Here is a 23210-nt window from a genome sequence, read left to right as displayed (position 1 = left end):
TCAGAACTACTTCTGGGGAGCATCTTCATGCGAACACGCAGCACATTAACCGAGGGCCAACGAGAACGACTCGTTGATCTTTTTGAAGCCGGCATGGGATCGAAAGCTGCCGCCAGCCAACTGAACGTTCGTTACTCTGCCACGGAGAAGCTTTACGATCGGTGGCGATTACATGGCAGGCTTTGTCTTATGGAAAAGCCAACCAAGACTGTATATTCCTTCGAGATCAAGAAGGAAGTCGTTCAGCGGTACCTCGCCGGTGAAACTGGTATGGATCTCGCGGCCGAGTTCCATATCAGCTCTAAGGAATTGGTGAAGAGTTGGACGCGAGCATGGCGCCAAGGTGGGGACGAAGCGCTCATGCCCAAACCCAAAGGACGGCCTAAAGGCGCCGCTCGGCCTGAACCTTTGAGCGAAGAAGAGAAGCTTCGCCGGGAGAACAAGCGACTGCTCGCCGAGGTGGCCTACCTGAAAAAATTGCGGGACTTGAGGGAGCAGGGGCACCGCTAAAAACCAAAGCGATTGTCACTCTCAAGTCAGAACACGACCTCACAGACCTGCTTGCCGCGGCAGGATTGGCCAGGTCAACCTATTACTACCATCTGAAACTGATGGACCAGGCGGATCCGCACGCGGAACTCAAAACAGCCATCACCACGTCCTTTGAGACCAGCAAACGGCGCTACGGGTACCGAAGAGTTCACATGGACCTTCGCGCTGAAGGCTGGAATGTCGGTAGGAAGCTGGTCCGCAAGCTCATGCGGCTCCTCGGATTCCAATCCAAAGCGCGCCCGAAGCGGCGTTATAACTCGTATCAGGGTGAGCAGAGCAAGATCGCTGAGAATCTGTTGCAACGACAGTTTGATGTTGAAGCTCCGGATACCGTTTACGTCAGTGACGTGACTGAGTTCAGAGTTGATCAGAGAAAACTGTATTTGTCACCGATTATGGATCTGTTTGACCACAGCATCCGGAGCTACACGATCGCCTCGTCACCTACTACGGCGTTCACCAGTCAAAGCTTGGCACTGGCTTTAGGTTCCCGGGACTTCAACAAGAAGCTGTTGGTGCATACGGATCAAGGTTTCCAGTATCAGCATCAATCGTGGAAACGATTGCTGGAGGAGCATGGCGCGGTGCAGTCCATGTCTCGTAAAGGCAATTGCTTCGACAACTCGGTCATGGAGAATTTCTTTGGACATCTCAAGTCAGAGATGTTTCATGGAGAGCATTTCGCGGATTATGAGGAGCTCAAGGTGGAGGTTGAGGTGTATATCGATTGGTACAACAGCAGTCGTCGTAAGGAACGGCTGAAGGGTATGACTCCGATGGAATATCGGTGTCATACCCTTGCAGCCTGAGCAGGACTATTATTTAGTAAGTCCAACTTTCGGGACCCAGTTCACAATGGTGCGAACATCGGCCATTACTTGTTTGCCTGCTTTGGGGCTAGATCCACATCGCCGGATCGATGTACTCTGCCGGGTCAACCGCAGGCTTGCGTTCCTCAGGCTTGCGCGGACGATTCTGCGCAGGGATTCCGGTGACGATCGACCCCTCTGGCGCGTCCTTGACCACGACGGCATTGGCGCCGATTGCTGAATCGGCGCCGATTACGATGGGGCCGAGCACCTTGGCGCCAGCGCCGATGACTACGCGGTCGCCAATGGTCGGGTGGCGCTTGACCTTGGCCAGGGATCGGCCGCCGAGGGTGACGCCGTGGTAAATCATGACATCCTCGCCAATTTCAGCGGTCTCGCCGATGACGATGCCCATGCCGTGGTCGATGAAGAAGCGGCGGCCAATGGTGGCACCTGGGTGGATCTCGATTCCGGTGAGCGCACGGGTAGCCTGGGACAGCAAGCGTGCTGGCCACCTCAGGGACGGGTTTTGCCACATCTTGTGGGCCAGCCGATGCATCCAGATGGCGTGCAACCCTGAATACACGAAAAAGTTTTCGGTATCACTGCGCGCCGCAGGATCATGCTGTCGGGCTGTGGCCAGGTCTTCACGCAGCCGGGAGAAAAAACTCATGGAAACTACCTTAGGGGTTGCGGTTCGCTGCGCTGGAATCCGAAGACGTCACACAGCAAATCGGCACGAGCCGCACCGATTTAGGACTCTCATTAGACCTAACGGTGGCTCGCGCCGATTTATTCTAGTTTGCCGAAACTTATTTAGCCGCGGATGTCATCAAACAGCAGGGTGGAAATGTAGCGCTCACCGAAGTCGGGAATGATGGCAACAATCTGCTTGCCTGCGTATTCTTCGCGAGCAGCGATTTGCAGTGCGCCCCATACGGCTGCGCCGGCGGAGATTCCGCCGAGGATGCCTTCCTTGACGCCCAGCGCGCGGGCGGTGGAAACTGAGTCCTCGATGCTGGCATCAAGGACTTCGTCGTACAGTTCGGTGTCCAGAACCTCTGGGATGAAGTTTGCGCCCAGGCCCTGGATCTTGTGCGGGCCTGGCTTGCCGCCGTTGAGGATCGGGGAATCCTTGGGCTCCACAGCAACAATCTTCAGGTCCGGGTTCTTTTCCTTCAGGAAGCGTCCGGCACCGGTGATGGTGCCACCGGTACCGATGCCTGCGACGAGGACGTCGATCTTGCCTTCGGTATCGTCCCAGATTTCTGGGCCGGTGGTGTCCGAGTGGACCTGCGGGTTAGCGGTGTTGGCGAACTGCTGTGCCCAGACGGCGTTGTCAGAAGTTGCAACGATTTCCTTGGCCTTCTCCACTGCTCCGCGCATGCCGTCGGCACCTGGGGTGAGCACGATCTCTGCGCCGAAGGCACGCAGCATGACCCGGCGCTCGGTGGACATGGTCTCTGGCATGGTCAGGATGACCTTGTAGCCACGGGCTGCGCCGACCATGGCAAGGGCGATACCGGTGTTGCCGGAAGTGCCTTCAACAATGGTGCCGCCTGGCTTCAGTGCCCCGGACTTCTCGGCGGCGTCAACGATGGCTACACCGATGCGGTCCTTGACGGAATTGGCTGGGTTGTAGAATTCCAGCTTCACGGCGATGTTGCCGGCCAGGCCCTCATCAAGTCGGTTCAGCTTCACCAGCGGGGTGCGGCCGATAACTTCGGTGACGTTGTTGTAGATTTTGCCCATCTTCTATGCAGTCCTTACGTGACTCATTGCGGCCGCGATTGCTGGCGGCGAGTTACTTGCAGATGCCGGCTCAATAGCGCGGACACCTTGGAGGTTCATATCCAACCCTAGTAGCCGATTCGTCAAGCTAGGCTTCATTTAGCCATTGAGCGTAATATTTCCTGACCTTTGCGAGTTTCGGGTCAATAATCACGCGGCAGTATCCGACATCTTGGTTCGCAGAGTAATAATCCTGGTGAATTTGCTCTGCCGGGTAGAAATCTTTGGACTCTTCTATGGTAGTGACGATCGGATTAGTGTAAAAGGACGCAAACTTGTCCTTAGCCGCAATGAATTGCTCGCGCTGCTGATCATCGAGCGGGAACATCGCCGAACGATATTGGGTGCCCACGTCATAGCCCTGGCGATTGAGCGTAGTTGGGTCGTGAACGGTGAAGAACATGTCCAAGATGACTTCAGCGGGCACGATCTGTGGATCAAAGATGACGGCGACGCCCTCGGCGTGGCCGGTGGTTCCGGAGCAGACCTGTCGATAGTCCGGATCGCTGGTGTGCCCGCCGATGTATCCGGAGATGACTGCATGGACGCCACGCGTGCGCTGGTAAACCGCATCCAGGCACCAGAAGCAACCGCCGGCCAGGACGAAGGTCGTCAGCTTGGTGTCTTCGAGCTGCAGTGATGGACTGAAATGATGTGGTGATTGAAGGCTGAGAATACTCACATAGTTCATAACGATGCGGCGTTGCATTCTGTTCCAACCCTGTTGGCAACGCGTAGGGTTGTTGATATGCAGAGCAAGGCAAATAACTCGCAAGAACCGGGGAAGAAGAATCAAAACCCGGACGCTGCTGCGCTTAAGCCCGTTACCGATGAAGAAGTGATGCAGTCCGAGGAATCCGCTCCCTCGGCGCCAACTACTTTGGGTAATGTCCTTGAAGCAGTGGAAGAGCTTTGGCCACATTCCTTGGCCGAGGACTGGGACGCCGTAGGACTGGTAACCGGTCGTACCGGCCAGCCGGTCTCGAAAGTCGTCATGGCAGTGGATCCAACGCTGGAAGTGATTGAAGATGCGATCGAGCGTGGGGCCGATCTGCTGATTACTCACCACCCGCTGCTCCTGCGTGGTGTGACCCAGGTGGCTGGCACGAGCTTCAAGGGCGAAGCTATACATCGGCTCATCGAAACTGGGACCGCATTGCTGACGGCACACACAAATGCCGATAGCGCTATCGGGGGAGTAAACGACGCGCTGGCCGATGCCTTTGGGCTTAAGGATTGCGTGCCGCTGGTTGATTCGAAGGACGGCCTGCCTGAAGAAGGCTTGGGCCGTGTGGGCTTCTTGGAGAAGCCAATGAAGCTCGAGGATTTCGCGGAACGTGTTTACACGGTGCTGCCGGTGGTGGCCGGTGGTGTGCGTGTTGCCGGAGACCGGACCGGGATTATTCGAAAAGTCGCCCTATGCGGCGGCGCCGGTGATTCGCTCTTTGACGCGGTGCGTTCACACCAGGCCGATGTATACGTCACCGCGGATTTGCGCCACCACCCGGCGAGCGAAGCACGCGAAGCAGCCAATGGAGGGTTCCCGTACCTCATCGATGTATCGCACTTTGCCTCCGAATGGGTGTGGCTTTCGGCGGGAGCCCGCGCCCTGGGGAACGTGCTCAATGATTTGGGGCATGCCGTGGAGATTGAAATTTCACAGGTCAATAGCGATCCATGGGACTTTGTCCTGACTCCATAGTTGGGCATAAAAGCGGTCAACTTGATTGTCTGGCTGCTCCTCGTAGGAAACGGCTTGAGATCGCCGCGGGCAAAGCTTCTGGATACCCTCCTGGATTCACTTCCGGGAGGGTTTCTTTGCGCTCGATGGGTTCGCGGTTAAGGGAGCCCGGTTCTTTACTTGAAAGTCATAGCTTCTATAACCTTTCTGCAACGATTTGAATATTGATGCGTAAACTGTCGAAACCTTGTGATTAGCTGGAAGCCTACGATTGACTTTCTATGGGGGAAAATTGAACGAGGTAGGATCCGATTTTGGGCGTGCCGCCATGGGAGGATTCCAGGGCTTCTGCCCGGAATGCGGAGCGGTGAGTCCCATTTTTGACAGTGAATCACAGGCAGAAGACTTCGAATACTCGCATCGTGCAAAGCATGAGAACGATTAGCCTGGTTTAACTGACCAGCATTGCGTGTTAGGCGCCAAGGCATCGGCGGATCAACCCTTGGCTGACTGCCCGGCGATGACGATCGATTGGTTGTACCGGTCGCAGGCCTACTGCCGTGGCATCATTAGCCACTAGACGGACTACTTGGTTGGGCAGGGACATGCTGCATCATTTGGAAATCTGGGTCGACGATTTAGCAACTAGTACGGCATCGCTGGGCTGGCTGCTGACACAGCTTGGCTATCGCATCCAATCGCAATGGGACAACGGCATAAGCTATCAGCACGGCAGCCATTACATCGTTTTGGAATCTGGGCCAGATGTCCGGCATGAACTTCATGATCGGCGCTTGCCGGGGTTGAATCATCTGGCTTTTAGCCTGCCGAGCGCACAACTAGTTGAAACCATTGCAGCTGATGCCCTCAACCATGGATTCACCATGATGTTTGCGGATAAGCATCCGCATGCCGGAGGCCCCGATCACTACGCGGCCTATTTAGAGGATCAAGCCGGCTTCGAAGTGGAACTAGTTGCAGCACCAGCCTCAGGGGAAAACTAAAAGGCCCGGCGATTTTGCGCCTTGCTGACGATGGGCGTGGCCGTCCCAGCGAAATCTCCAGTAAGTGGCCAGAGTCCGCTGGGCTATTTGGCGGTGGTGAACTGGTGGTCCTCGGGAAGCAAGATGTTCAGTGCTCGTCCCTTCTTGTCCTCAACGAGAGACGCCTCCCACTTGGATCTAATCAGCTGGACCAGCTCATCGGCAGTCGCTGGCTCGGTCTCTTGCTGAACCAGGAACCGGGCAACTTCGCCGCGGGTGTGCTTGGCAAAATGGGAAACGACTTTCGGCACGCCGTTGCGCAACTGGAAAACATTGATGGCAACGCTGTTTCCGTTACTTGGCTTATAGGCGGCGGCATAAGTGCTGGAGCGGGCATCAATGACCAGCTGGTCTGCAGCGGCTTCATCGAGAATCGCAGCGAGCCGCTTTTTCCACCAGGTGGCTAGCTTGCCCAGGGGCTCCAATTTCACGGACATGGACAGCCGGTATGGGGGAATGCGGTCGGCAAAGCGCACCGCGCCCCATAGTGCGGAAATCACGACGATGCTCTGATCAGCGCGCCGTTGCGCTTCAGGGCTGAGCGTCGAATAGCCCAGCGCTTCAAAGAGCACGCCAGAATAAATGTCGTGGGCCTTGGCGGCAGGCTCTACGTGCAAATTGATATTGCGAGCGACTTCGTTCGCCAAGGAAGCGCCAACGCCCAAAACGTCCATGGCATCCGCCCGGCCGGAAACCTCAGCCAAGGCTCCGAGCACTTGATGGCGATCATCGCTCAGTTCAGGAAACGAGAGGTCTGCAAGGTCGAACGGGGAACCTTCAGCATGAGCGGTTTTACCTTCTGAAGGTGGCAACAAAATAAGCACGCCTTCCAGCTTATCTGAGGACAGCGAGGAATCCCGGTTGATGAATAACGGCACGACCTGGCCCTTTGGCCAGGCGGCAATTGGCTGTGCCTGTGTCGAAGGGCTCGCAGCTGCTGTTAGCTGGGGCGAACTGCCGGGGCTAGAATGGTTAACGAATGGGATGGCCAGACGGTCGCGTGGCAAGTTATTGCCCCGAGGAACGTCCGGGCTCCACAGAACAGGGTGGTGGGTAACGCCCACTCGGGGCAACCCGCAGGCTAGTGCCACAGAAAATAGACCGCCAGGCTTCCTGGTAAGGGTGAAACGGTGGTGTAAGAGACCACCAGCGTTCCGGGTGACCGGAATGGCTCGGTAAACCCCACTCGGAGCAAGGTCAGACAGACTGCGTTATGAGGGCTGTTCGCCCCATGCAGTCGGGTGGACCGCTAGAGGCTGCCGGCAACGGCAGTCGTAGATAGATGACCGTCCCGCTTCGGCGCGACAAAACCCGGCGTATCGGCCATCCCATTCATCTCCTCCAGCCTTTCGGGTGAGAAGTTTCACAGTGACTCGTGCCCTGAATTTTTCTGCGCCGTTTAGAATGGAAGGCGTACTTAGTACTTGCGAGGATGATCCTGTAGACCTCGTACCACCGCAAAAGCAATGGTGCTTCCCACGGTGCCAACCGACTTTATGGATCTGCGAGTCGGCTGAATTGGAAGGATTTTCTGTGACCCAGCAGTCTGTCGTTGCCCAGCAAGAATGGAGCGGGCGCGAAGAGCTCGCCGAGGCCATGATTCCACTGATCGGACGCCTGTACCGCAAGAACAATGTGGTGCCCTCCGTATATGGCCGCAAGCTGATCAACCAGTCCGCCATCGACATCATCAAGGCGCACCGCGTAGTACGCCGCATTGATGGCGAAGAGCTAAGCCTGAAGGCAACCAAAGCAATCCTCGACGAGATCGAGACGCTGAATGTTGGATCGGTATCCGTTGACCTTGGCCGTTTGAACAAGAAGTTCAAGGAATCCGGTTCTGTTGACCTGAATGCATTCCTGAGCAACGAACTTGGCGACAAAGTTGGCCAGGCCGGTGCCACTGATGCAGAACCAAAGGACGTCGTCCTCTACGGCTTCGGCCGCATTGGCCGCCTGCTCGCCCGCATCCTCATCGAACGCGGCGGCTACGGCCTGCGCCTTCGCGCCATCGTGGTCCGCAAGGGCTCGGACGATGACATCGTCAAGCGCGCTTCGCTGCTGCGCCGCGACTCGGTCCACGGTCGCTTCGAAGGCTCGATCACCGTCGATGAGGAGAACAACACCATCCTCGCCAACGGCACCCTGATCAAGGTCATCTACTCGAATGATCCGACCACCGTCGACTACACCGCGCACGGCATCGACAACGCCATCGTCGTTGACAACACCGGCCGCTGGCGCGATGAAGCCGGCCTGTCCCAGCACCTGCAGGCCAAGGGCGTTGCCCGCGTTCTGCTGACCGCACCGGGCAAGGGCGACTTGAAGAACATCGTTCACGGAATCAACGATTCCTGGATCACCGCCGAGGACAAGATCGTTACCGCGGCCTCGTGCACCACCAACGCGATCACCCCAGTGCTCAAGGCGCTGAACGACAAGTTCGGTGTGAGCCACGGACACGTCGAGACCGTTCACTCGTTCACCAACGACCAGAACCTGATCGACAACTTCCACAAGGGCGAACGCCGCGGCCGCGCCGCAGCGCTGAACATGGTGATCACCGAAACTGGTGCCGCCAAGGCCGTGGCCAAGGCCCTGCCAGAGTTCGAAGGCAAGTTGACCGGCAACGCCATCCGCGTACCAACCCCGGATGTCTCCATGGCCATCTTGAACTTGAACCTGGAGAGCGAGACCACAAAGGAAGAGCTGAACGCCTACCTTCGCGAGACTTCGCTGACTTCGAACCTGCACAAGCAGATCGACTACATCGACTCTCCTGAGGTGGTTTCCACCGACTTCGTCGGCTCGCGCCGTGCTGGCATCGTCGACGGCCTGGCTACCATCGTCTCGGGCAAGAACGCTGTTGTCTACGTTTGGTACGACAACGAGTTCGGCTACTCCTGCCAGGTGGTGCGTGTGATCGAATCGATCGCCGGCACCCATCCGGTAGCAGTTCCAGCTCTGAAGGCTGAAGCAGTCACCGCCTAAGGCCGTATCGCCGTAGCCTCGGGACCATGCCCGCGCACAGTGCGCAGGTGCATGGTCCCGAAGTTTTAACCAGCTACGGCATCCTCGTGGCAAGATCCCGCAGGCACCGCCAAGCGCCCCTGGCTGTTACGCTCTGTACCAGGGACCATGGCGGAAGGCAGGCAGATGGAACGCGAAAGGCTCTTATCGGCCCGGATGGCCAGCCAATTGTTGTCCGCGCCTGCCAGATCCACGCTAGAAGCCGCTGGGCACCTGCTGGCTACCCAGTCGCAGGACTTTATTGCTGGTCGATATGCACTGGCCCAGCGCGTTGACCCGATGCCAAGCAGGGCACAAGTCGACCAGTTTTTTAACGATGGCTTGATTGTTCGCTCGTGGACCATGCGTGGAACTCTGCATTGCTGCCTGTCCCAAGACGCACAATGGCTGGTGCAATTGGCCAAGGAACGCACCTTGCGTTCAGCTGCTGCCAGGCATCGAGAATTGCAGATTGATCCTGCGGCCATTGAACAAGCAGCCCAGATCATCCATGCCTATCTGGCGGAAGCGGGAGCGGCCAGCAGGACGGCGATTTTTGAACAACTGAGCAACAAGGAATCGGCACGAGCAATCAGCGAGGCACGCACTTGCTGCTCGCATTGGTTCTGCACGGCTTGATTTGCCTCGGGCCGATTCCGGAAGGCGCCAAGCTGGTAGCCCAGGACTTCGTGCTCGCAGAGCAATGGATCAGCAAGCATCATGTTCCCGATAGCCCGATACAGGAATTGCTGTTGCGCTATTTGGGTTCCCATGCTCCTGCGACCTTGCGGGATGCCGCCTGGTATGCCGGGCAAACGCTGACAACCATCCGCACGGCGGCCGCGGAACTGGGTCGTGAACTGGTCAGCGTGGGAAAGAACGAGCGCGGCGAGGACTTTTTCGTGGTCCAGGGCTCGGCAGCCCATCAAGCCTTCGAATCATCAGGCGCGCCGCGACTTCCCACCCGTTTGCTCGGAACCTTTGACGAGTACTATCTCTCTTGGGCCGATCGCAGCCTGGTGGCCGATGAATCGATGCAGAAGCAGATCACGCCAGGGAAGAACGGGATGTTCAATGCATTCTGGCTTGAGCAAGGCAGGGCCTGTGGCCTATGGAATGCAAATATAGCGCCGACCGATGCTCTCGGTGCGGCGCTACATCAGCGGTATATCGACTTCCGGACTACTGCATAAGCAGCTAGAAGGCTAATGGCCGAAAGGATCCTCATCGGTCCCGGGCAGCCAAGTGTTCCCTGGTACGCCCCAGCCCAGCGCCTTCTTGGCTTTCTTCCACCGCTTATCCCAGCGCGGCTGCAGCTTGTCTACATACAGAAAGCCATCAAGGTGGTCGTATTCGTGCTGCATGATGCGGGCGAACCAATCGTGGGCTTCAAAAGCGATCGGCTGGCCAAATTCATCGAAGCCCTCCACCTTGGCGTATTCGGCACGCTTGAGCGGGTAGTTCAGCCCAGGTACGGACAAGCAGCCTTCGGACTCGTCATCAACGTCAGCTGGCGCCTGTGAAACCTTGGATAGGGTCAGCTTGGGGTTGATGATCACACCGCGTTCAGGAGCAGAGTCCTGGTCGGCAAAGACGTAGGTGAAAAGGCGTAGACCGATGCCAATCTGCGGAGCGGCCAGTCCCACGCCGTGTGCTTCGTCCATGGTCACATGCATATCTGCAACGAGCTGGCGAAGTTCGTCGTCGAACTCGGTGACTTCCACCGCGCGACGATGTAGAACAGGTTCTCCGTAAACTGTGATCTGCCGGATAGGCACGTGATCAGGTCCTTTCAAAAGTGCTTAAAGTGCTCGTCCAATAGTTTCACGCATGATCTCGCTTGTGCCACCAAAAATGGTCAACAGGCGGGCTGCGGTGAATGACTGGGCAATAGGGTACTCCATGATGTAGCCGTAGCCACCATGGATCTGCAGGGCCTTATCGGATAGCTTTTTTGCGCTCTCACTAGCCCAAAGCTTCACTTCGGCCGCTTCGTGCGCGTCCAATTCGCCGTCGTTGAACGCGAGTACTGCTTGATCAACAAAAGCCTGAGTGACATGGGACTCAGTTTTCAGATTGGCCAATTCGAACCTGGTGTTCTGGTACTGGGTCAACGCCTGACCGAAGGTCGAGCGGTTCTTCGCATGCTCCAGGGCCTGCTCGAAGGACGCGGTGCAAATGGCGGCTGCTGCCACGGCGATAGCCAGGCGAGCCTGTGGCAACTGCTCCTTGACGTAGCGAAGCCCCTGGCCGATCTCGCCAATGCGGTCAGCATCAGATACCCGGACCTCATCAAAGAACAATTCGGCAGTATCCGAAGCGCGCAGACCCATCTTGTCGAATGGATTGCCATTGGTGTAGCCCTCAGCGCGCTCCACCATGAACAGGGAGAAGGAATCCTCGGACGCGCGACTGCTCTGGCCGTCGGTACGGGCAAGGACCAGGGCGGCATCGCCGAAGGCTCCGTTGCCGATGAAAGTCTTCTGGCCGCTCAGCAGCCAATCTTCGCCATCACGCACCGCCTTGGTGCGCACCGCGCGCAGATCCGACCCAGCCCCTGGCTCTGTGAAGGCGCAGGAAGTAATCGTGGAGCCATCAACCATGCGAGGCAGCCACTTGGCCTTGAGCTCCGCAGAGCCGTAGGTCAGCAGGTATGGAAGCACGAGATCGTCGTGCAAGTGGAAGGCCAACGCGACAGCCAGGTGGCCTGCACGCACAAACTCCTCGTCCATGACCACGCGGAAGCGGTAGTCATCAATGCCCATGCCGCCGAATTCCTCGGGAACCGCCAAGCCCAGCAAGCCATTCTCGCCTGCTGATTGCCATACCTCGCGAGGAATCTGGTGGTCCTTCTCCCACTGGGCGTATTTGCCAGAGACTTCACGGGTGTTGAACTCCGTAGCCAACTCACGGAACTGTTCGTGGTCCTCTTCAAAAAGCGCGCGTTTCACAGGGGGAGTACCTTTCAGTGGATAGGACGCAGGCAATCAACTCAGAGACTTGCCAAAGTACAAGTTCCATTATGGTTGTTTGCACGAATTCATAGCTAATAGAATCGCTAACCCACGTGCTCAAGTCGCCAAATAACGCCAGATGTCTCGAAAAATACGGGGTTAGACCCAAAAGCACAACGCATTCGAATACAGTTTCGAATGCTGTCTGCAGGTTTCTGAAATATGACTTAACCTGCGGGAAAGGTCCAACGGACCAGCTATGAAATCGATTCAAGCCCGCGCTTGCCGAACAACGGGTGATGGCAACCTGGCCAGGTGCCGGGCTTGAATCACGGCGTGGCCTAAAGGCCGAACGCCGGGGGAGCTAAGGGGCTGGACAATTTCTTTGATGTCCAGCGCGGCCAAGAGTTTACGAGTAGTGGCAGTGGGCATCTGGCCAGCGGTGCTGGCTGTTGGCCTCGGGGCAACCAGAGCGAGTCGGGTAGATAATCACAAAGTTCTTCGCGACTTCATTTGTGCCAATGACGCGGTGCGCCCAACAGGCGCTGTTGGGACGGCATGGCGCTCGCCGAGGGTTGCCATGATAGTGCGCCAGTTGTACCTATTGGTGGCGAAGCGACGGGAGCTGTGCATTCACCGAGCCATCGGATTGCGCTGGCAAGGGTGCGCGTCGAACCGATCGGAATTACATTATGGCCATGGAGAACATCATTATTGCTGTTCATGCGATTTCAGCCAGTCTCGTTATTCTGCTGGCGCCGGTCAATATTCTTCGCAGGCGCAAGGACTTCCGCCACCGGGTGGTCGGCCGCGCATGGGTTATATCCATGTATTTTGTCTGCGTGAGCGGGATGTTCATCTATACCATTAGCGGGGGATTCACGATTTTCCATGCGCTGGCAATTTTTACTTTTGGAACAACAACTTTCGGAGTGGTAAATATTCGGCGGGGCAATATTCCTGGGCATATCGGAAACATGGTTCGTTCGTGGATCGGCGCCATGGTCGCCGGCGCTTTTGCTGTTTTCGCGCCCGGTCGGGTGATTTCGACTCTTTATGTCGATGAGCCGTCGTTGCTCTGGGGTGCAATCGGAATTGTTGTCGCCCTTGCAACTATCTGGGTGCTTTACGTTTTGCTGATGCTTCGGAAGGGAGCGCGGGGCCGAGCTTCTGGCATGGGTACGACGGCAGGGTAGGTTTGACCTGCGATTCGTGGGTGCGGTGCGATAAGCCGGGAAAGCAAAAGGCTCGATCCAAAACCGGAGTTCTGAATCGAGCCTTTTGATCTGGGGTGAGTAACGGGGTTTGAACCCGCGACCTTCTGGACCACAACCAGACGCTCTACCGACTGAGCTATACCCACCATGTTCACTTCGATACTAGTCAGAAGCCTTAGGGCTAAAAGTCGTGTATCTGGCAACGAGAAATACTATACACGTAATTGCGGGTTGAATACCAATCAGGAATGGGAGATCGGGCTGCATGTGACCAGCAGCTCAATTATTGAATTGCCCAAGGGGGATTTCTTCAGGGCGACAGTGAATTTTTTGCTTATTCGCCATCGATGCGAGGACTCTTGAATGGAAGCGATTGGACCTGACTGCATCGTCTTGATTTTGTTGTTCCGTTTGCCGGAAGGCGCCTCCGAGGCGGTAACTGCTCTTGAATCGCCTGGGTTTATTCTAGGGCGGAATCTGCTGGCGAAGGCTCCGGGGAAAGCAAAGAAGGCCTGACTCGAAACCGGAGTTTCGAATCAAGCCTTCTGACCTGGGGTGAGTAACGGGGTTTGAACCCGCGACCTTCTGGACCACAACCAGACGCTCTACCGACTGAGCTATACCCACCATGTTTGCTTCGATACTAGTCAGAACGCTTTTGAACACTTGATCAGTATCTGGCAACGAGAAATACTATACACATATTTCTCGGCTGTATGCTAATTGGAAGCTCCCGAAGGTGCTGTGCAGTGCGTCACCTGCACCCCAGGAGCCCAATCGCGGCTGCTGCTAGCTGTTCGGAGCAATCCTTGAAGTGATCAACCGGGCTTCTTCCACGGTGGGGCCGGGGGAGGGAACCATGATGGACTCGCGGTAGTAGCGAAGTTCGTCAATTGAGTCCTGGATGTCACCCAGTGCCCTGTGGTTGCCGGTTTTCACCGGGGCTTCGAGGTGGGCAGTCGGGTACCAGCGTCGGCTGAGCTCTTTCAGCGTGGAGACGTCGATGATTCGGTAGTGCAGGTGCTCGATGACCTCGGGCATGTCCCGTGCCAGGAAGTTCTTATCTGTACCCACCGAGTTGCCGCCGAGCAAGGCCTTCTTGGCCTCGGGCACATGCTGCTTGATGTAGTCGAGGACGATGCGCTGGGCTTCGTCCATGGTGATGCCCTGCTCAAGCTCGGGGAGCAAGCCGCTGACTGTATGCATGTTGCGCACAAAGTCGTCCATCTGGGCCAACGCCGCGGGTTCAGGCTTGATGACTACCTGGATTCCTTCATCAACGACCACCAGCTCTGAATCGGTGATCAGCACTGCTACCTCGATCAATGCGTCGTTGACCAGATCCAGGCCGGTCATCTCGCAGTCGATCCATACAATTTTTTCTGAATTACTAGCCACATGACCAATCTACACGCGCTGGCAGGCTGTGGGGCAGCGCACGGCGTGATTGCGCGCTTGGAAATAGTGTCCTACCTGCTTTGAGAGGCGGTGCGATGCTAAAATCGTCTGAGATTCCCGGCCGTTGAATCACCTGTTCGCATGGCGAATCCCGATGCGTGGTTGGCCAAGTTTTACCAGATTTTTTGTCCGCTACAGCACGAGGTGTCAGTGTGTCATCCAGCAACGTAGAAGCAGTGCGCTCCCAGCCCGAGGCTGGCATTAACAGGACGCTGCTCAGCGGCGTCATTGGTGCATCGCTGCTACTTTTTGGCTCATTCGGAACCGGGTGGCTCGCCAGCGTATCACCGCTTAACCGCGATCCATTTTTCATCATGCTGCGCACCGAAGCCGCCGGTGTCATCACTTGCGTCATCCTGCTGGCCATTGGATGCTGGCTGCTTTTCCGCTCTTGGTGGCGGCTAGGCCAAAAACTGGGTGACTGGGGTGAAGGATCCCTGAAGATCGTTCGCCGGGCGGTCTGGCTGTGGAGCATACCGATGTTTGTCGCGCTGCCGATTATGAGCCGCGACGTCTTCGCCTATATCGGACAGGGGCGATTGGTTGACGCAGGGCAGGATCCGTATGTCGATGGGATTTCCAGCCTGAACAACTGGTTCCAGCTGGGCACCGACACCATGTGGGCCCAGGATGGAACCCCCTACGGGCCCTTGTACTTGTCCATCGAATACCTGGTGGTCAACGTTGTTGGCGGTTCGACCGATGCTGCGGTTCTCGCATTCAGGGCGATCGCGTTCATCGGGGTATTGCTCTGCCTGCACTTTGTGCCGAAGCTCGCCGAACTGCATTCTGTTCCGGGAGCAAAAGCTGCTTGGATGACCGTTGCGAATCCGCTGTTCCTGGTGAATTTTGTTGCCAGCGCCCACAACGACGCGCTGATGACCGGCCTGTCCGTGTGGGCGGTTTATCTGGCGTGCAAGCGGCACGGGTTCTGGGCGATTGTTGTCCTGGCTGCTTCCATCGGCGTCAAGCCCATCACCCTGGTCCTGCTGCCTTTCATCGGCCTGCTCTGGGCCGGTCCGAATGCCACGTGGCCCCGCCGCATCCTGTATTGGTTCTACTCCGGCATGATCTTCCTGGCCCTCATGACCGCTGTCGGGTGGCTCAACGGATACTGGTTCGGCTGGCTGGACGTCATGCTCAACTACACCGGGGCCGGCTTCTCGATCTTTGCCCCGCTGGGCCTGATGACCGTCGCCATTTCAAGCATTTTCCAATCCTTCGGGTGGGAATCAGATGGCGTGCTATCGGTCATCAAGACCGCGGGACGGCTTATCGGCGTCCTGATGGCGATCGTGCTGATGTTCCGCGGCAAATATTCCCACCTGGTGCAGCGCATGGCCATCGCGTTCTCCGCGATCGTTGTCCTCTCTCCGGTAATCCAGCCATGGTACCTGCTGTGGCTCTTGCCGTTCTTTGCCGCCACGGGCCTGCGCGATGACTGGCAAATGCTATGGCTCCACCTGACCACGATCTTCTTCCTGGCCTATCAGGCAGCCGACCAGATCTTCGTTTGGCAGTTCCTCCAGGATTCCCTGGTGCCTCGTGTCCAGATGATTTCGTGGGGCATTTCGATTGCCTGCGCGGTTTACCTGGTCTTCTTCGATCCAAAAACCAAGACCATCTGCCCTGACCTTCTGAGCTCCACCAACTGGCTGAAGAAGTCGAAGAAGGCCTAGTGGCGGTGTTGGCAATTAACCGGATGCTCTTGGGGGAGAGCCTGCGCTCATTGGGATGGCAGGGTTTTGCCGCCTCGGCGATGATCACCGTGGCTTCCTGGGGGATTGGATGGTTCCCGCGCAACCAGCTTTCCCCGTTGGCCCGCAGCGGGTTCTTCATCGAGTTCCGGACCGATGCCAGTGGCGTCATCACGTGCATCATCTTGATGGCGTTGGGCATGGTGTGGTTGACCCGAACGTGGATTGTCACCAGGCCACGCGTGCAAGGTGCCACGGGTGTCACCCACAAGCAACTGGGCCAGCTGCTGGGGATGTGGGCGGCGCCGTTGATGTTCAGCTTCCCGATTCTCAGCCGCGATGTGTATTCCTATCTTGCCCAAGGGCGGATGCTGCACGCAGACAAATCACCGTATGCCGAGGGAATCTCGGCCCTGCCAGGCTGGTTTGATGGAGGCTCCGATGGCCTCTGGGCACAATCGCCTTCGCCATATGGCCCGTTCTTCCTGGTGCTGGCCCGCGTCATCTTTTTCGCCTCCAATGGCATTCCGGAAATCGGCGTGGGGCTGTTGCGCATTGTCGCAATGCTCGGCGTGATTGGCTGCTTTCACTTCACGGCAAAACTGGCCAATAAAATGGGCCAGAACTCGACCTGGGCCAACTGGGCCATCGTGGGCAACCCGCTGTTCCTGCTGACCATGATCGGGGGCGTACACAATGACGCGCTGATGATTGCCGGAGTTTTCTGCGCCATGGCCTACGCCTACGATCGCCGGCCTGTGGCCTCGACTTTGGCTTTGTCGATTGCCATTTCGGTCAAGCCGATCGTATTGCTTGTCCTGCCGTTCCTTGGCTTGATCATTCTCGGCAAGAACCCATCAAAGCGTGCCCGCTGGTCCATGTGGGCCAAAGTCCTTGTACTGACTCTCATTTGGCTCAGCATCGTTGGAGCACTGACCAACCTGTGGTTTGGGTGGCTGCCTGCGATGTTCAGTGCTGGAAGCGCTGCGTTTCCATATGCTCCGGTGGGGTTGATCGGGTGGAGCGTGAGCAACCTGGCGGGAATCCTCGGGGGAGACATCGGATTCGTCAACGGCTTGGTAGTGGCGCTGTTCCAGGCACTGGCCCTGGTCATTGTTGCGCGGCTGGCGTTGTCCAAGGACATCTCAAATCCGGTGCGATTGGCCGCCTGGTCGCTGTCGGCAGTGGTTCTTCTCGCTCCGATAATCCAGCCGTGGTATATCTTGTGGCTGATGGCACTGTTCGTGATTTCCCACCGGGTGTCCTGGTCTTCGGAAAAATTGATGATCTACGTCTCCAGCCTGATTCTAGTGGCGGTATTTGTCGACCAGCTCTCCATCGAACAATGGCACTCGGCGTGGATGATGCGCTCCTTCGCCGGGGTATTGGCGGTGCTGCTGTTTGCTGGCCTGTTCCGCTTTGATGCCAAAACCCGGCGCATTCTTGCAGGTCCGGCCGGGCCTGCCGGATCTTCGCATCAAGGCAAAATGTAATAGCCAAAATCACATGCCCCATCACAGGTACTTCTTCGAACCGTCGGCTTAGATAGAACTATGCAAACGATGATTTGGCCTGCGGCCATAGCAGTTCTCGGTGCCGCCCTGTTCCTCGGTGCTGCGGGTGTCTTCCTGCTGGCCGTGCAATACCGGCGTCACGGTCGGTTGTCTTGGCGCCGCACCATCACCACAGCCATGGCGGCAATCTACGGGTTCGGCCTGTTCAGCTACACCATGCTGCCGCTGCCCGCGACCCGTCCAGCGGCTTGCTTCACCGGTTCGGGAATTACCCAAACGGATCCCGGTCATTTCCTGTATGACTTCAGGGCAGCGATCGCTGAAATGGGGCTCCGCGGATTCGCCACGAGCTTCGTGCTGTGGCAGATCTTGTTCAATATCATCTTGTTCATGCCGCTGGGCATCCTGGCCGTGCGCTGGTTGCGCGGGAACGTCTTCACCGGCATGGTGCTGGGCTTTGCCGCATCGTTGGCGATCGAGCTTACCCAGTACACCGGAATTTGGGGCCTGTACGACTGCGCCTACCGCGTAGCCGATGTCGATGACCTGATCATGAATACTGCGGGGGCACTCCTTGGTGCCATCCTCGCCTATCTGCCGATCTTCAGCTTCCTCACCGGTCCCAAGGAAGGCGATGCACGCTACGCGACTGCCCGCAGAGTTACCCGTGCCCGGCGGGCAATGGCCAACGTCTTTGACGCGGCCATCACCACTGGGGCCGTCTTTGCGATCACCGGTGCCCTGTCGCTGATCGAAAGACTGGGCGGACCCGCCACCAATGAACGCTTGATGAATTTCTGGATTCCACTGGTGGTCGTGGTCTTAGTCTTCTTGCTTCCCAGCATGAGCCCTGGCCGGGCTTCGCTGGGACAACGCTGCGCGTGGTTGATGGTTGCTGGTCCCGGCTCTGTCCCCGCCTCGGCGCCCCGGGCGCTGATCCGCAGCATCCTTGGATTTGGCGGAATCACTTTCCTATTCCAAATTTCCACCAGCCTCACGGATGTCAGCCCATACCCGATTTTGAACATGCTGGTCACCGCCTATATCGCTGTGAGCGTGGTCTTCTTCCTCGCTGATTCACGTCACCGCGGGCTCGCCGGGAAGGCTACCAGAACCGGTTTTATTGATCGCCGGGCCATATCAATCAGAGAGCATTAGCACTAATCATTAGGGGCTAAAATAGAATCTGGTGGCTTTGGACCTATGCGCTGGGGTCATCACACTCGCCTTCGACGACACATCCGAATACTGAGAAGTTAGGTCTGCCCAGCAGCATGGAAGAAAATAAGCTTGAGGTCCCGAACGAACCGCACAAGGCAGTCCTAGGCACGGCCGTCGGCGCGACGGTCCTGATCGCCATCGGCGCATTCGTGCTATCTTTCGCCGCACTTACCGACTTGGCCGAGCGCTCGGGCATCAGCCCCCGGCTGGCCTGGATCTGGCCAATCATCATTGACGGCATGATCGTCGCCGCCACGGTGGCCATCGTCGCCTTGAATGGATTCAACCGCAAGGCCATGATCTATCCTTGGTCGCTGTTGTTCTTCGGCGCCATTGTTTCCACCGCCGCGAACTCCACGCACGCCATCTTGACCGTTGACTCGATTGAGAACGGAGTGCCTGCCCTGGTTTCGGCCCTGGTCGCCGCGATGCCGCCAATTGTTCTTTTGGCCATTACCCACTTGACCGTGCACATGTACCAGAAGAAGTCTGAAGCCGCCAAGCTCCGTGCCGACCTTGAGTACGACGAAGAGCAGGAAAATGCCCAGAAGTACGGCGTGGCCTATGACGATGGTTACGGCGCCGCGTTGAACGACGCGAAAACCGCTGAAGACGAGCGCATGGCCGAGATCGAGCAGGAACACCAGGACGCCTTGGCTCGTGCTCGCGCCGAAGGCATCGCCAGCGCACGCGCGGATGCCAAGGTCACCCCTATCAAGCAGAATGCCAAGACCGCTGCCGAGCCGGCGGCCGAGCAGAAGAAGGCAACTGACGACAAGGCTCCACTGTTTGACGACATGGCCAAGCGCCTGAGCCGTCCGTAGTTTCTTCCAGAATCACCCCGGCCGGCGCAACACGGAGCATGAGGACTGCAAAGCAACGAGCAAATCAGTAACGAGGAGGCAGTTATGACGGAATCCCAGCATGAGCCAAGGAACGATGAGTTCTCCGAGCACATCGAGAACTCCGTTGAACAGTACAAGTCTGTCACCGGCGAGCTGAATACCGTCATGTCTGCCATGAAGGCGAAGATCCGCAGGCTCTTTGCGCAAAGCGAAGTCCAGCCCTTGTTCATCACCGGCCGGGTCAAATCTGCGCAGTCCTTCCGTGCAAAGGCTTCGCGCCGGCTGCAGGAAACGAGCGAGAGCGCTCCGGTGCTCGAATTCCCCAACCCGCTGCGCGAAATCCACGACATGGTCGGCATCCGCATCATCGTGATGCTGCCTCATGAAATCCAGCAGGTTGCAAGCCTGATCAAATCGCATCGGGACTCCTTCGACTGCCGCAGCGATCGCGAGAAGGATATTGGTTCAGTCGAGTCGGGGACCTACGGGTACTCGTCGCGGCACCTGCTTCTCAAAACCCGCAGCGAACCAACCGTGCGGAAATTCCAGGAAGCCCTGGGAAAGCCGGTGGTTGCCAGCGGAAACTTCGTCTTTGAAGTGCAGATCCGCACGGTGCTCCAGCACGCTTGGAGCGAGATGGAACACGACATCCGCTTCAAGCATCCTGGCGAAGCAGCCTGGAACCCGCAGATTGACCGGCACTTCACCGCCACCGCTGCCATGCTTGAAACGGTTGAAGACTACTTCACCGATATCAATGAGCTGTACCACCGGCTCAACGGCTACCACGACCAGCAGGGTGCCGGAGCCGAGCCGTTGTCAGGCGAAAAGATTGGTGAAATCTGGCAGACCCTGTTGCCGCACGTTGACCGCAAACGCGACGACGATTGGTCTTGGGCCTCCGAACTGCTCGATGCGCACGAAATCAACCAGACCTGGCAATTGGCGCAGTTGCTGGACGCCAACGTGGTCACCGATGTTCGCGCGGCATTGGACCACCGCTATTCGCCAGGCCCAGACCGCCTGCTGGACGATGTCCTGCTGTGGCGTTTCGGCAAGGAGCACATCGACAAGACCAGCGGTGGGGACCTTCGCCGAGAAGGTTCGCTGCGCCGCCGGTTGATTCAAATGAAGGATTACCGCTCCCAACCGGGGCAGTAGCCGGTCAAAAATGCGCGCTGGACTGTTAGTTTATGCACTTTCCGCCAGTGCCTGGGCCTTTGGCCGGTAGACTAGTTAAGTTGCCCGATTAATGGGCATAGTTTTGTGCCACCGCGTGAAAGGTCCACACCATATGATTTCCGTAGCCAACCTTGAGCTACGCGTCGGCGCCCGCTTGCTGATGGACGAAGTGAACTTCCGCATCGACAAGGGCGACAAGATCGGACTGGTGGGACGCAACGGTGCCGGCAAGACGACGATGACCAAGGTCCTCGCCGGCGAGACCCAGCCAACCAGCGGAGACGTGACCCATAAGGGCTCCATCGGCTACCTGCCCCAGGATCCGAAAACCCCGGATATGGAACAGCTGGCACGCGACCGCATTCTCGGCGCCCGCGGCCTGGACGTTGTTCTGGGCAAGCTGGCCCAGAACCGCGATGAAATGGCCAGTGACGACCCTGCCGTTTCGGCCAAGGCCATGCGCCGCTATGACCGGCTGGAAGCGGAATTCATTGCTGCCGGCGGCTATGCCGCGGAGTCTGAAGCCGCGGCGATCTGCGCCAATCTGGACTTGCCGGACCGCATTCTGGAGCAGCCGCTGCGCACCCTTTCCGGTGGCCAGCGCCGCCGTGTGGAATTGGCCCGGATTCTCTACTCGGACGCTGAAACCCTGCTGCTCGACGAGCCGACCAACCACTTGGACGTCGACTCGATCAACTGGCTGCGTGACTTCATCAAGAACTACCCAGGCGGTGTGCTGATGATCAGCCACGACACCGGCTTGATGGAAGAAACCGTCAACAAGGTCCTGAACCTTGATGCCAACCGCGGTGTTGTTGATGTCTACAACATGAACTGGAAGCGCTACAAGATCCAGCGTGAAACCGATGAGCGTGCCCGCAAGCGCGAGCGTGCCAACATCGAAAAGAAGGCCTCCGTGCTGCTGACCCAGGCAACCCGCATGAAAGCCCGTGCCTCGGGTGCCTCGGCGGCGCAGTCCATGCTCAAGCGTGTTGACCGCATGCTCTCGGGCCTGCAGGAAGAGCGCGCTTCGGACAAGGTCGCCGCCCTGCGCTTCCCGGATCCGGCTCCCTGCGGCAAGACCCCATTGATGGCCGAAGGATTGTCCAAGGCCTATGGCTCGCTGGAAATCTTCAACGACGTGTCGCTGGCTATCGACCGCGGTTCCAAGGTCGTCATCCTGGGCCTGAACGGTGCCGGTAAGACCACCTTGCTGCGCATGCTCGCAGGCGTGGCCGAGCCCGATACCGGAAAGATTGTTCCTGGCCATGGCTTGAAGATCGGCTACTTCGCCCAGGAGCACGACACCCTGGATCCCGAGGCCACAGTGCTGGAAAATATGCGCCGCAACGCCCCGGATCACCTCAACGATGCCGATGTGCGCTCGATCCTCGGTTCGTTCCTGTTTGTTGGCGATGACGTCTCCAAGCCTGCCGGGGTGCTCTCCGGCGGCGAGAAGACCCGCCTGGCACTGGCAACTATCGTGGCATCCAGCGCCAACGTGCTGCTGCTCGATGAGCCTACCAACAACCTGGACCCAGCCTCGCGCGCGGAAGTGCTTGGCGCCTTGTCGACCTTCCCAGGCGCCGTGGTAATGGTCAGCCACGATGAAGGCGCAGTGATGTCCTTGAAGCCAGAGCGCGTCGTGATCCTGCCCGATGGCGACGAGGACTTGTTCAACGAAGACTACCTTGAGCTCGTGTCGCTGACCTAGGCCTAGCAGCCCAACAAGAAAACTCATAGGCTTGGCATGACACCGCTAGAAGGGGTTGTGCCAAGCCATGAGTTTATCTGGACGCCGAATGGATGTTTTCGCCGCAGGCATTTTGCTGGCCACGCTTGCGGCCACTGGATGCGTGCAGAAAACATCCGACGCGGTGAACGCGCAATGGAGCCTGATGGATTCCTCGGCGGTGACCTCCAAGAGCACAAGCCTTGATCTCGGGGTGATGCGCATTGCCTGCGGTTCAGGGGTGACCGGTGGGATTACCAGCGCCCAAGTTGATTACGGCGAGGAAAATATCACCATCGGCATGGTGGTGGAACCGCTGACTGGCGAACATCAAACCTGTCAGTCCAATGAGACAGTTCCCTACAGGCTGGAGCTCGAAGAGCCGGTAGGGCAGCGCACGCTGATTGATGCTTCCTGTGCTGCGGCGGGTACTCCCGGGGATGAAACTGGGGGCTGCGGCCAGGAAGGCATTCGTTGGGCGCCATGAGCCCGGACTCCTAGAGCC

Annotated in this window: 22 protein-coding genes, 2 tRNA genes and 1 other RNA gene; 16 read left to right on the top strand and 9 right to left on the bottom strand. The window is 57.7% G+C overall.

All coding sequences use genetic code 11. The features are described from left to right. The first annotated feature begins 27 nt into the window (after nucleotides 1–27). Both ACT7DV_RS15925 and ACT7DV_RS15920 read left to right on the top strand, forming a co-directional pair. Nucleotides 28–510 carry a transposase gene (locus tag ACT7DV_RS15925; protein ID WP_444664025.1) on the top strand — a complete coding sequence of 161 codons (483 nt, stop codon included), beginning with the start codon at nucleotides 28–30 and terminating at the stop codon, nucleotides 508–510. Then, nucleotides 477–1361 carry an IS3 family transposase gene (locus tag ACT7DV_RS15920; RefSeq protein ID WP_444664763.1) on the top strand — a complete coding sequence of 295 codons (885 nt, stop codon included), beginning with the start codon at nucleotides 477–479 and terminating at the stop codon, nucleotides 1359–1361. Before ACT7DV_RS15925 ends, ACT7DV_RS15920 begins: the two co-directional genes overlap by 34 nt. 88 nt (nucleotides 1362–1449) lie before the next feature. On the opposite strand, the gene epsC is transcribed toward ACT7DV_RS15920, so the two are convergent. The 3 genes from epsC to msrA form a co-directional block, all read right to left on the bottom strand. Beyond that, nucleotides 1450–2034: a serine O-acetyltransferase EpsC gene (epsC, locus tag ACT7DV_RS15915; RefSeq protein WP_444664023.1), complete on the bottom strand. Its 585-nt coding sequence runs from the start codon at nucleotides 2032–2034 to the stop codon at nucleotides 1450–1452. 143 nt (nucleotides 2035–2177) lie between these two features. Beyond that, complete coding sequence (gene cysK / locus ACT7DV_RS15910) at nucleotides 2178–3113, bottom strand: cysteine synthase A (RefSeq protein ID WP_444664021.1); 936 nt, start codon at nucleotides 3111–3113, stop codon at nucleotides 2178–2180. A gap of 127 nt (nucleotides 3114–3240) precedes the next feature. Then, a complete protein-coding gene (gene msrA / locus ACT7DV_RS15905; RefSeq protein ID WP_444664867.1) occupies nucleotides 3241–3768 on the bottom strand; it encodes a peptide-methionine (S)-S-oxide reductase MsrA in 528 nt (175 codons plus the stop codon). A 225-nt stretch (nucleotides 3769–3993) separates the two neighbouring features. Between msrA and ACT7DV_RS15900 the strand changes: the two genes are divergently transcribed. After that, the gene (locus tag ACT7DV_RS15900; protein WP_444664866.1) at nucleotides 3994–4854 is read left to right on the top strand and encodes a Nif3-like dinuclear metal center hexameric protein; all 861 of its coding nucleotides are present in this window, start codon (nucleotides 3994–3996) and stop codon (nucleotides 4852–4854) included. A 584-nt stretch (nucleotides 4855–5438) separates the two neighbouring features. Then, nucleotides 5439–5837 (top strand): VOC family protein, encoded by a 399-nt coding sequence (locus tag ACT7DV_RS15895; RefSeq protein ID WP_444664019.1) that lies wholly within the window; start codon nucleotides 5439–5441, stop codon nucleotides 5835–5837. Nucleotides 5838–5920: 83 nt separating this feature from the next. On the opposite strand, the gene ACT7DV_RS15890 is transcribed toward ACT7DV_RS15895, so the two are convergent. Beyond that, nucleotides 5921–6754, bottom strand: coding sequence for a YaaA family protein (locus ACT7DV_RS15890; RefSeq protein ID WP_444664017.1), 834 nt, complete (start codon nucleotides 6752–6754; stop codon nucleotides 5921–5923). Nucleotides 6755–6856: 102 nt separating this feature from the next. Here ACT7DV_RS15890 and rnpB point away from each other — a divergent pair. The 4 genes from rnpB (at nucleotide 6857) to ACT7DV_RS15870 (ending at nucleotide 10078) form a co-directional block, all read left to right on the top strand. Next, an RNA gene (rnpB, locus tag ACT7DV_RS15885) (RNase P RNA component class A) lies at nucleotides 6857–7211 on the top strand. Nucleotides 7212–7409: 198 nt separating this feature from the next. Next, nucleotides 7410–8867, top strand: a complete 1458-nt coding sequence (locus tag ACT7DV_RS15880) for a glyceraldehyde-3-phosphate dehydrogenase (protein WP_444664015.1) — start codon at nucleotides 7410–7412, stop codon at nucleotides 8865–8867. A gap of 165 nt (nucleotides 8868–9032) precedes the next feature. After that, nucleotides 9033–9524 carry a DNA glycosylase AlkZ-like family protein gene (locus ACT7DV_RS15875; protein ID WP_444664013.1) on the top strand — a complete coding sequence of 164 codons (492 nt, stop codon included), beginning with the start codon at nucleotides 9033–9035 and terminating at the stop codon, nucleotides 9522–9524. Next, the gene (locus ACT7DV_RS15870) at nucleotides 9494–10078 is read left to right on the top strand and encodes a DNA glycosylase AlkZ-like family protein (protein ID WP_444664012.1); all 585 of its coding nucleotides are present in this window, start codon (nucleotides 9494–9496) and stop codon (nucleotides 10076–10078) included. Before ACT7DV_RS15875 ends, ACT7DV_RS15870 begins: the two co-directional genes overlap by 31 nt. Before the next feature lie 12 nt (nucleotides 10079–10090). On the opposite strand, the gene def is transcribed toward ACT7DV_RS15870, so the two are convergent. Together def and ACT7DV_RS15860 are read right to left on the bottom strand one after the other, a co-directional pair. Continuing rightward, nucleotides 10091–10663 carry a peptide deformylase gene (gene def, locus ACT7DV_RS15865; RefSeq protein WP_444664010.1) on the bottom strand — a complete coding sequence of 191 codons (573 nt, stop codon included), beginning with the start codon at nucleotides 10661–10663 and terminating at the stop codon, nucleotides 10091–10093. A gap of 24 nt (nucleotides 10664–10687) precedes the next feature. Next, a complete protein-coding gene (locus tag ACT7DV_RS15860) occupies nucleotides 10688–11836 on the bottom strand; it encodes an acyl-CoA dehydrogenase family protein (protein ID WP_444664008.1) in 1149 nt (382 codons plus the stop codon). 701 nt (nucleotides 11837–12537) lie between these two features. On the opposite strand from ACT7DV_RS15860, the gene ACT7DV_RS15855 reads away from it, so the two are divergent. After that, the gene (locus ACT7DV_RS15855) at nucleotides 12538–13035 is read left to right on the top strand and encodes a DUF2306 domain-containing protein (RefSeq protein ID WP_444664006.1); all 498 of its coding nucleotides are present in this window, start codon (nucleotides 12538–12540) and stop codon (nucleotides 13033–13035) included. A gap of 91 nt (nucleotides 13036–13126) precedes the next feature. On the opposite strand, the gene ACT7DV_RS15850 is transcribed toward ACT7DV_RS15855, so the two are convergent. The 3 genes from ACT7DV_RS15850 to orn all read right to left on the bottom strand — a co-directional run bounded on the left by ACT7DV_RS15850 (nucleotide 13127) and on the right by orn (nucleotide 14454). Continuing rightward, a tRNA-His gene (locus ACT7DV_RS15850) sits at nucleotides 13127–13202 on the bottom strand. A gap of 405 nt (nucleotides 13203–13607) precedes the next feature. After that, nucleotides 13608–13683 (bottom strand) — tRNA-His (locus ACT7DV_RS15845). Nucleotides 13684–13845: 162 nt separating this feature from the next. After that, nucleotides 13846–14454, bottom strand: coding sequence for an oligoribonuclease (gene orn / locus ACT7DV_RS15840; protein ID WP_444664004.1), 609 nt, complete (start codon nucleotides 14452–14454; stop codon nucleotides 13846–13848). 212 nt (nucleotides 14455–14666) lie between these two features. Here orn and mptB (ACT7DV_RS15835) point away from each other — a divergent pair, with 212 nt between their 5' ends. The 7 genes from mptB (ACT7DV_RS15835) to ACT7DV_RS15805 all read left to right on the top strand — a co-directional run bounded on the left by mptB (ACT7DV_RS15835) (nucleotide 14667) and on the right by ACT7DV_RS15805 (nucleotide 23192). After that, nucleotides 14667–16193, top strand: coding sequence for a polyprenol phosphomannose-dependent alpha 1,6 mannosyltransferase MptB (gene mptB, locus ACT7DV_RS15835; protein ID WP_444664002.1), 1527 nt, complete (start codon nucleotides 14667–14669; stop codon nucleotides 16191–16193). Further along, complete coding sequence (gene mptB / locus ACT7DV_RS15830; protein ID WP_444664000.1) at nucleotides 16193–17704, top strand: polyprenol phosphomannose-dependent alpha 1,6 mannosyltransferase MptB; 1512 nt, start codon at nucleotides 16193–16195, stop codon at nucleotides 17702–17704. Before mptB (ACT7DV_RS15835) ends, mptB (ACT7DV_RS15830) begins: the two co-directional genes overlap by 1 nt. Before the next feature lie 60 nt (nucleotides 17705–17764). Beyond that, nucleotides 17765–18883 (top strand): VanZ family protein, encoded by a 1119-nt coding sequence (locus ACT7DV_RS15825; protein WP_444663998.1) that lies wholly within the window; start codon nucleotides 17765–17767, stop codon nucleotides 18881–18883. A gap of 116 nt (nucleotides 18884–18999) precedes the next feature. Then, a complete protein-coding gene (locus tag ACT7DV_RS15820) occupies nucleotides 19000–19770 on the top strand; it encodes a DUF2637 domain-containing protein (RefSeq protein ID WP_444663996.1) in 771 nt (256 codons plus the stop codon). Nucleotides 19771–19854: 84 nt separating this feature from the next. Then, complete coding sequence (locus ACT7DV_RS15815) at nucleotides 19855–20952, top strand: GTP pyrophosphokinase (RefSeq protein ID WP_146275083.1); 1098 nt, start codon at nucleotides 19855–19857, stop codon at nucleotides 20950–20952. 133 nt (nucleotides 20953–21085) lie between these two features. Continuing rightward, the gene (locus tag ACT7DV_RS15810) at nucleotides 21086–22687 is read left to right on the top strand and encodes an ABC-F family ATP-binding cassette domain-containing protein (protein WP_444663994.1); all 1602 of its coding nucleotides are present in this window, start codon (nucleotides 21086–21088) and stop codon (nucleotides 22685–22687) included. Between the two features lie 67 nt (nucleotides 22688–22754). Beyond that, nucleotides 22755–23192: a hypothetical protein gene (locus ACT7DV_RS15805; protein WP_444663992.1), complete on the top strand. Its 438-nt coding sequence runs from the start codon at nucleotides 22755–22757 to the stop codon at nucleotides 23190–23192. The last annotated feature ends 18 nt before the right edge of the window (nucleotides 23193–23210 follow it).

The sequence above is a fragment of the Glutamicibacter sp. TV12E genome, assembly GCF_052441935.1.
Taxonomy (GTDB): domain Bacteria; phylum Actinomycetota; class Actinomycetes; order Actinomycetales; family Micrococcaceae; genus Glutamicibacter.
This window is presented reverse-complemented; position numbering and strand designations above follow the sequence as displayed.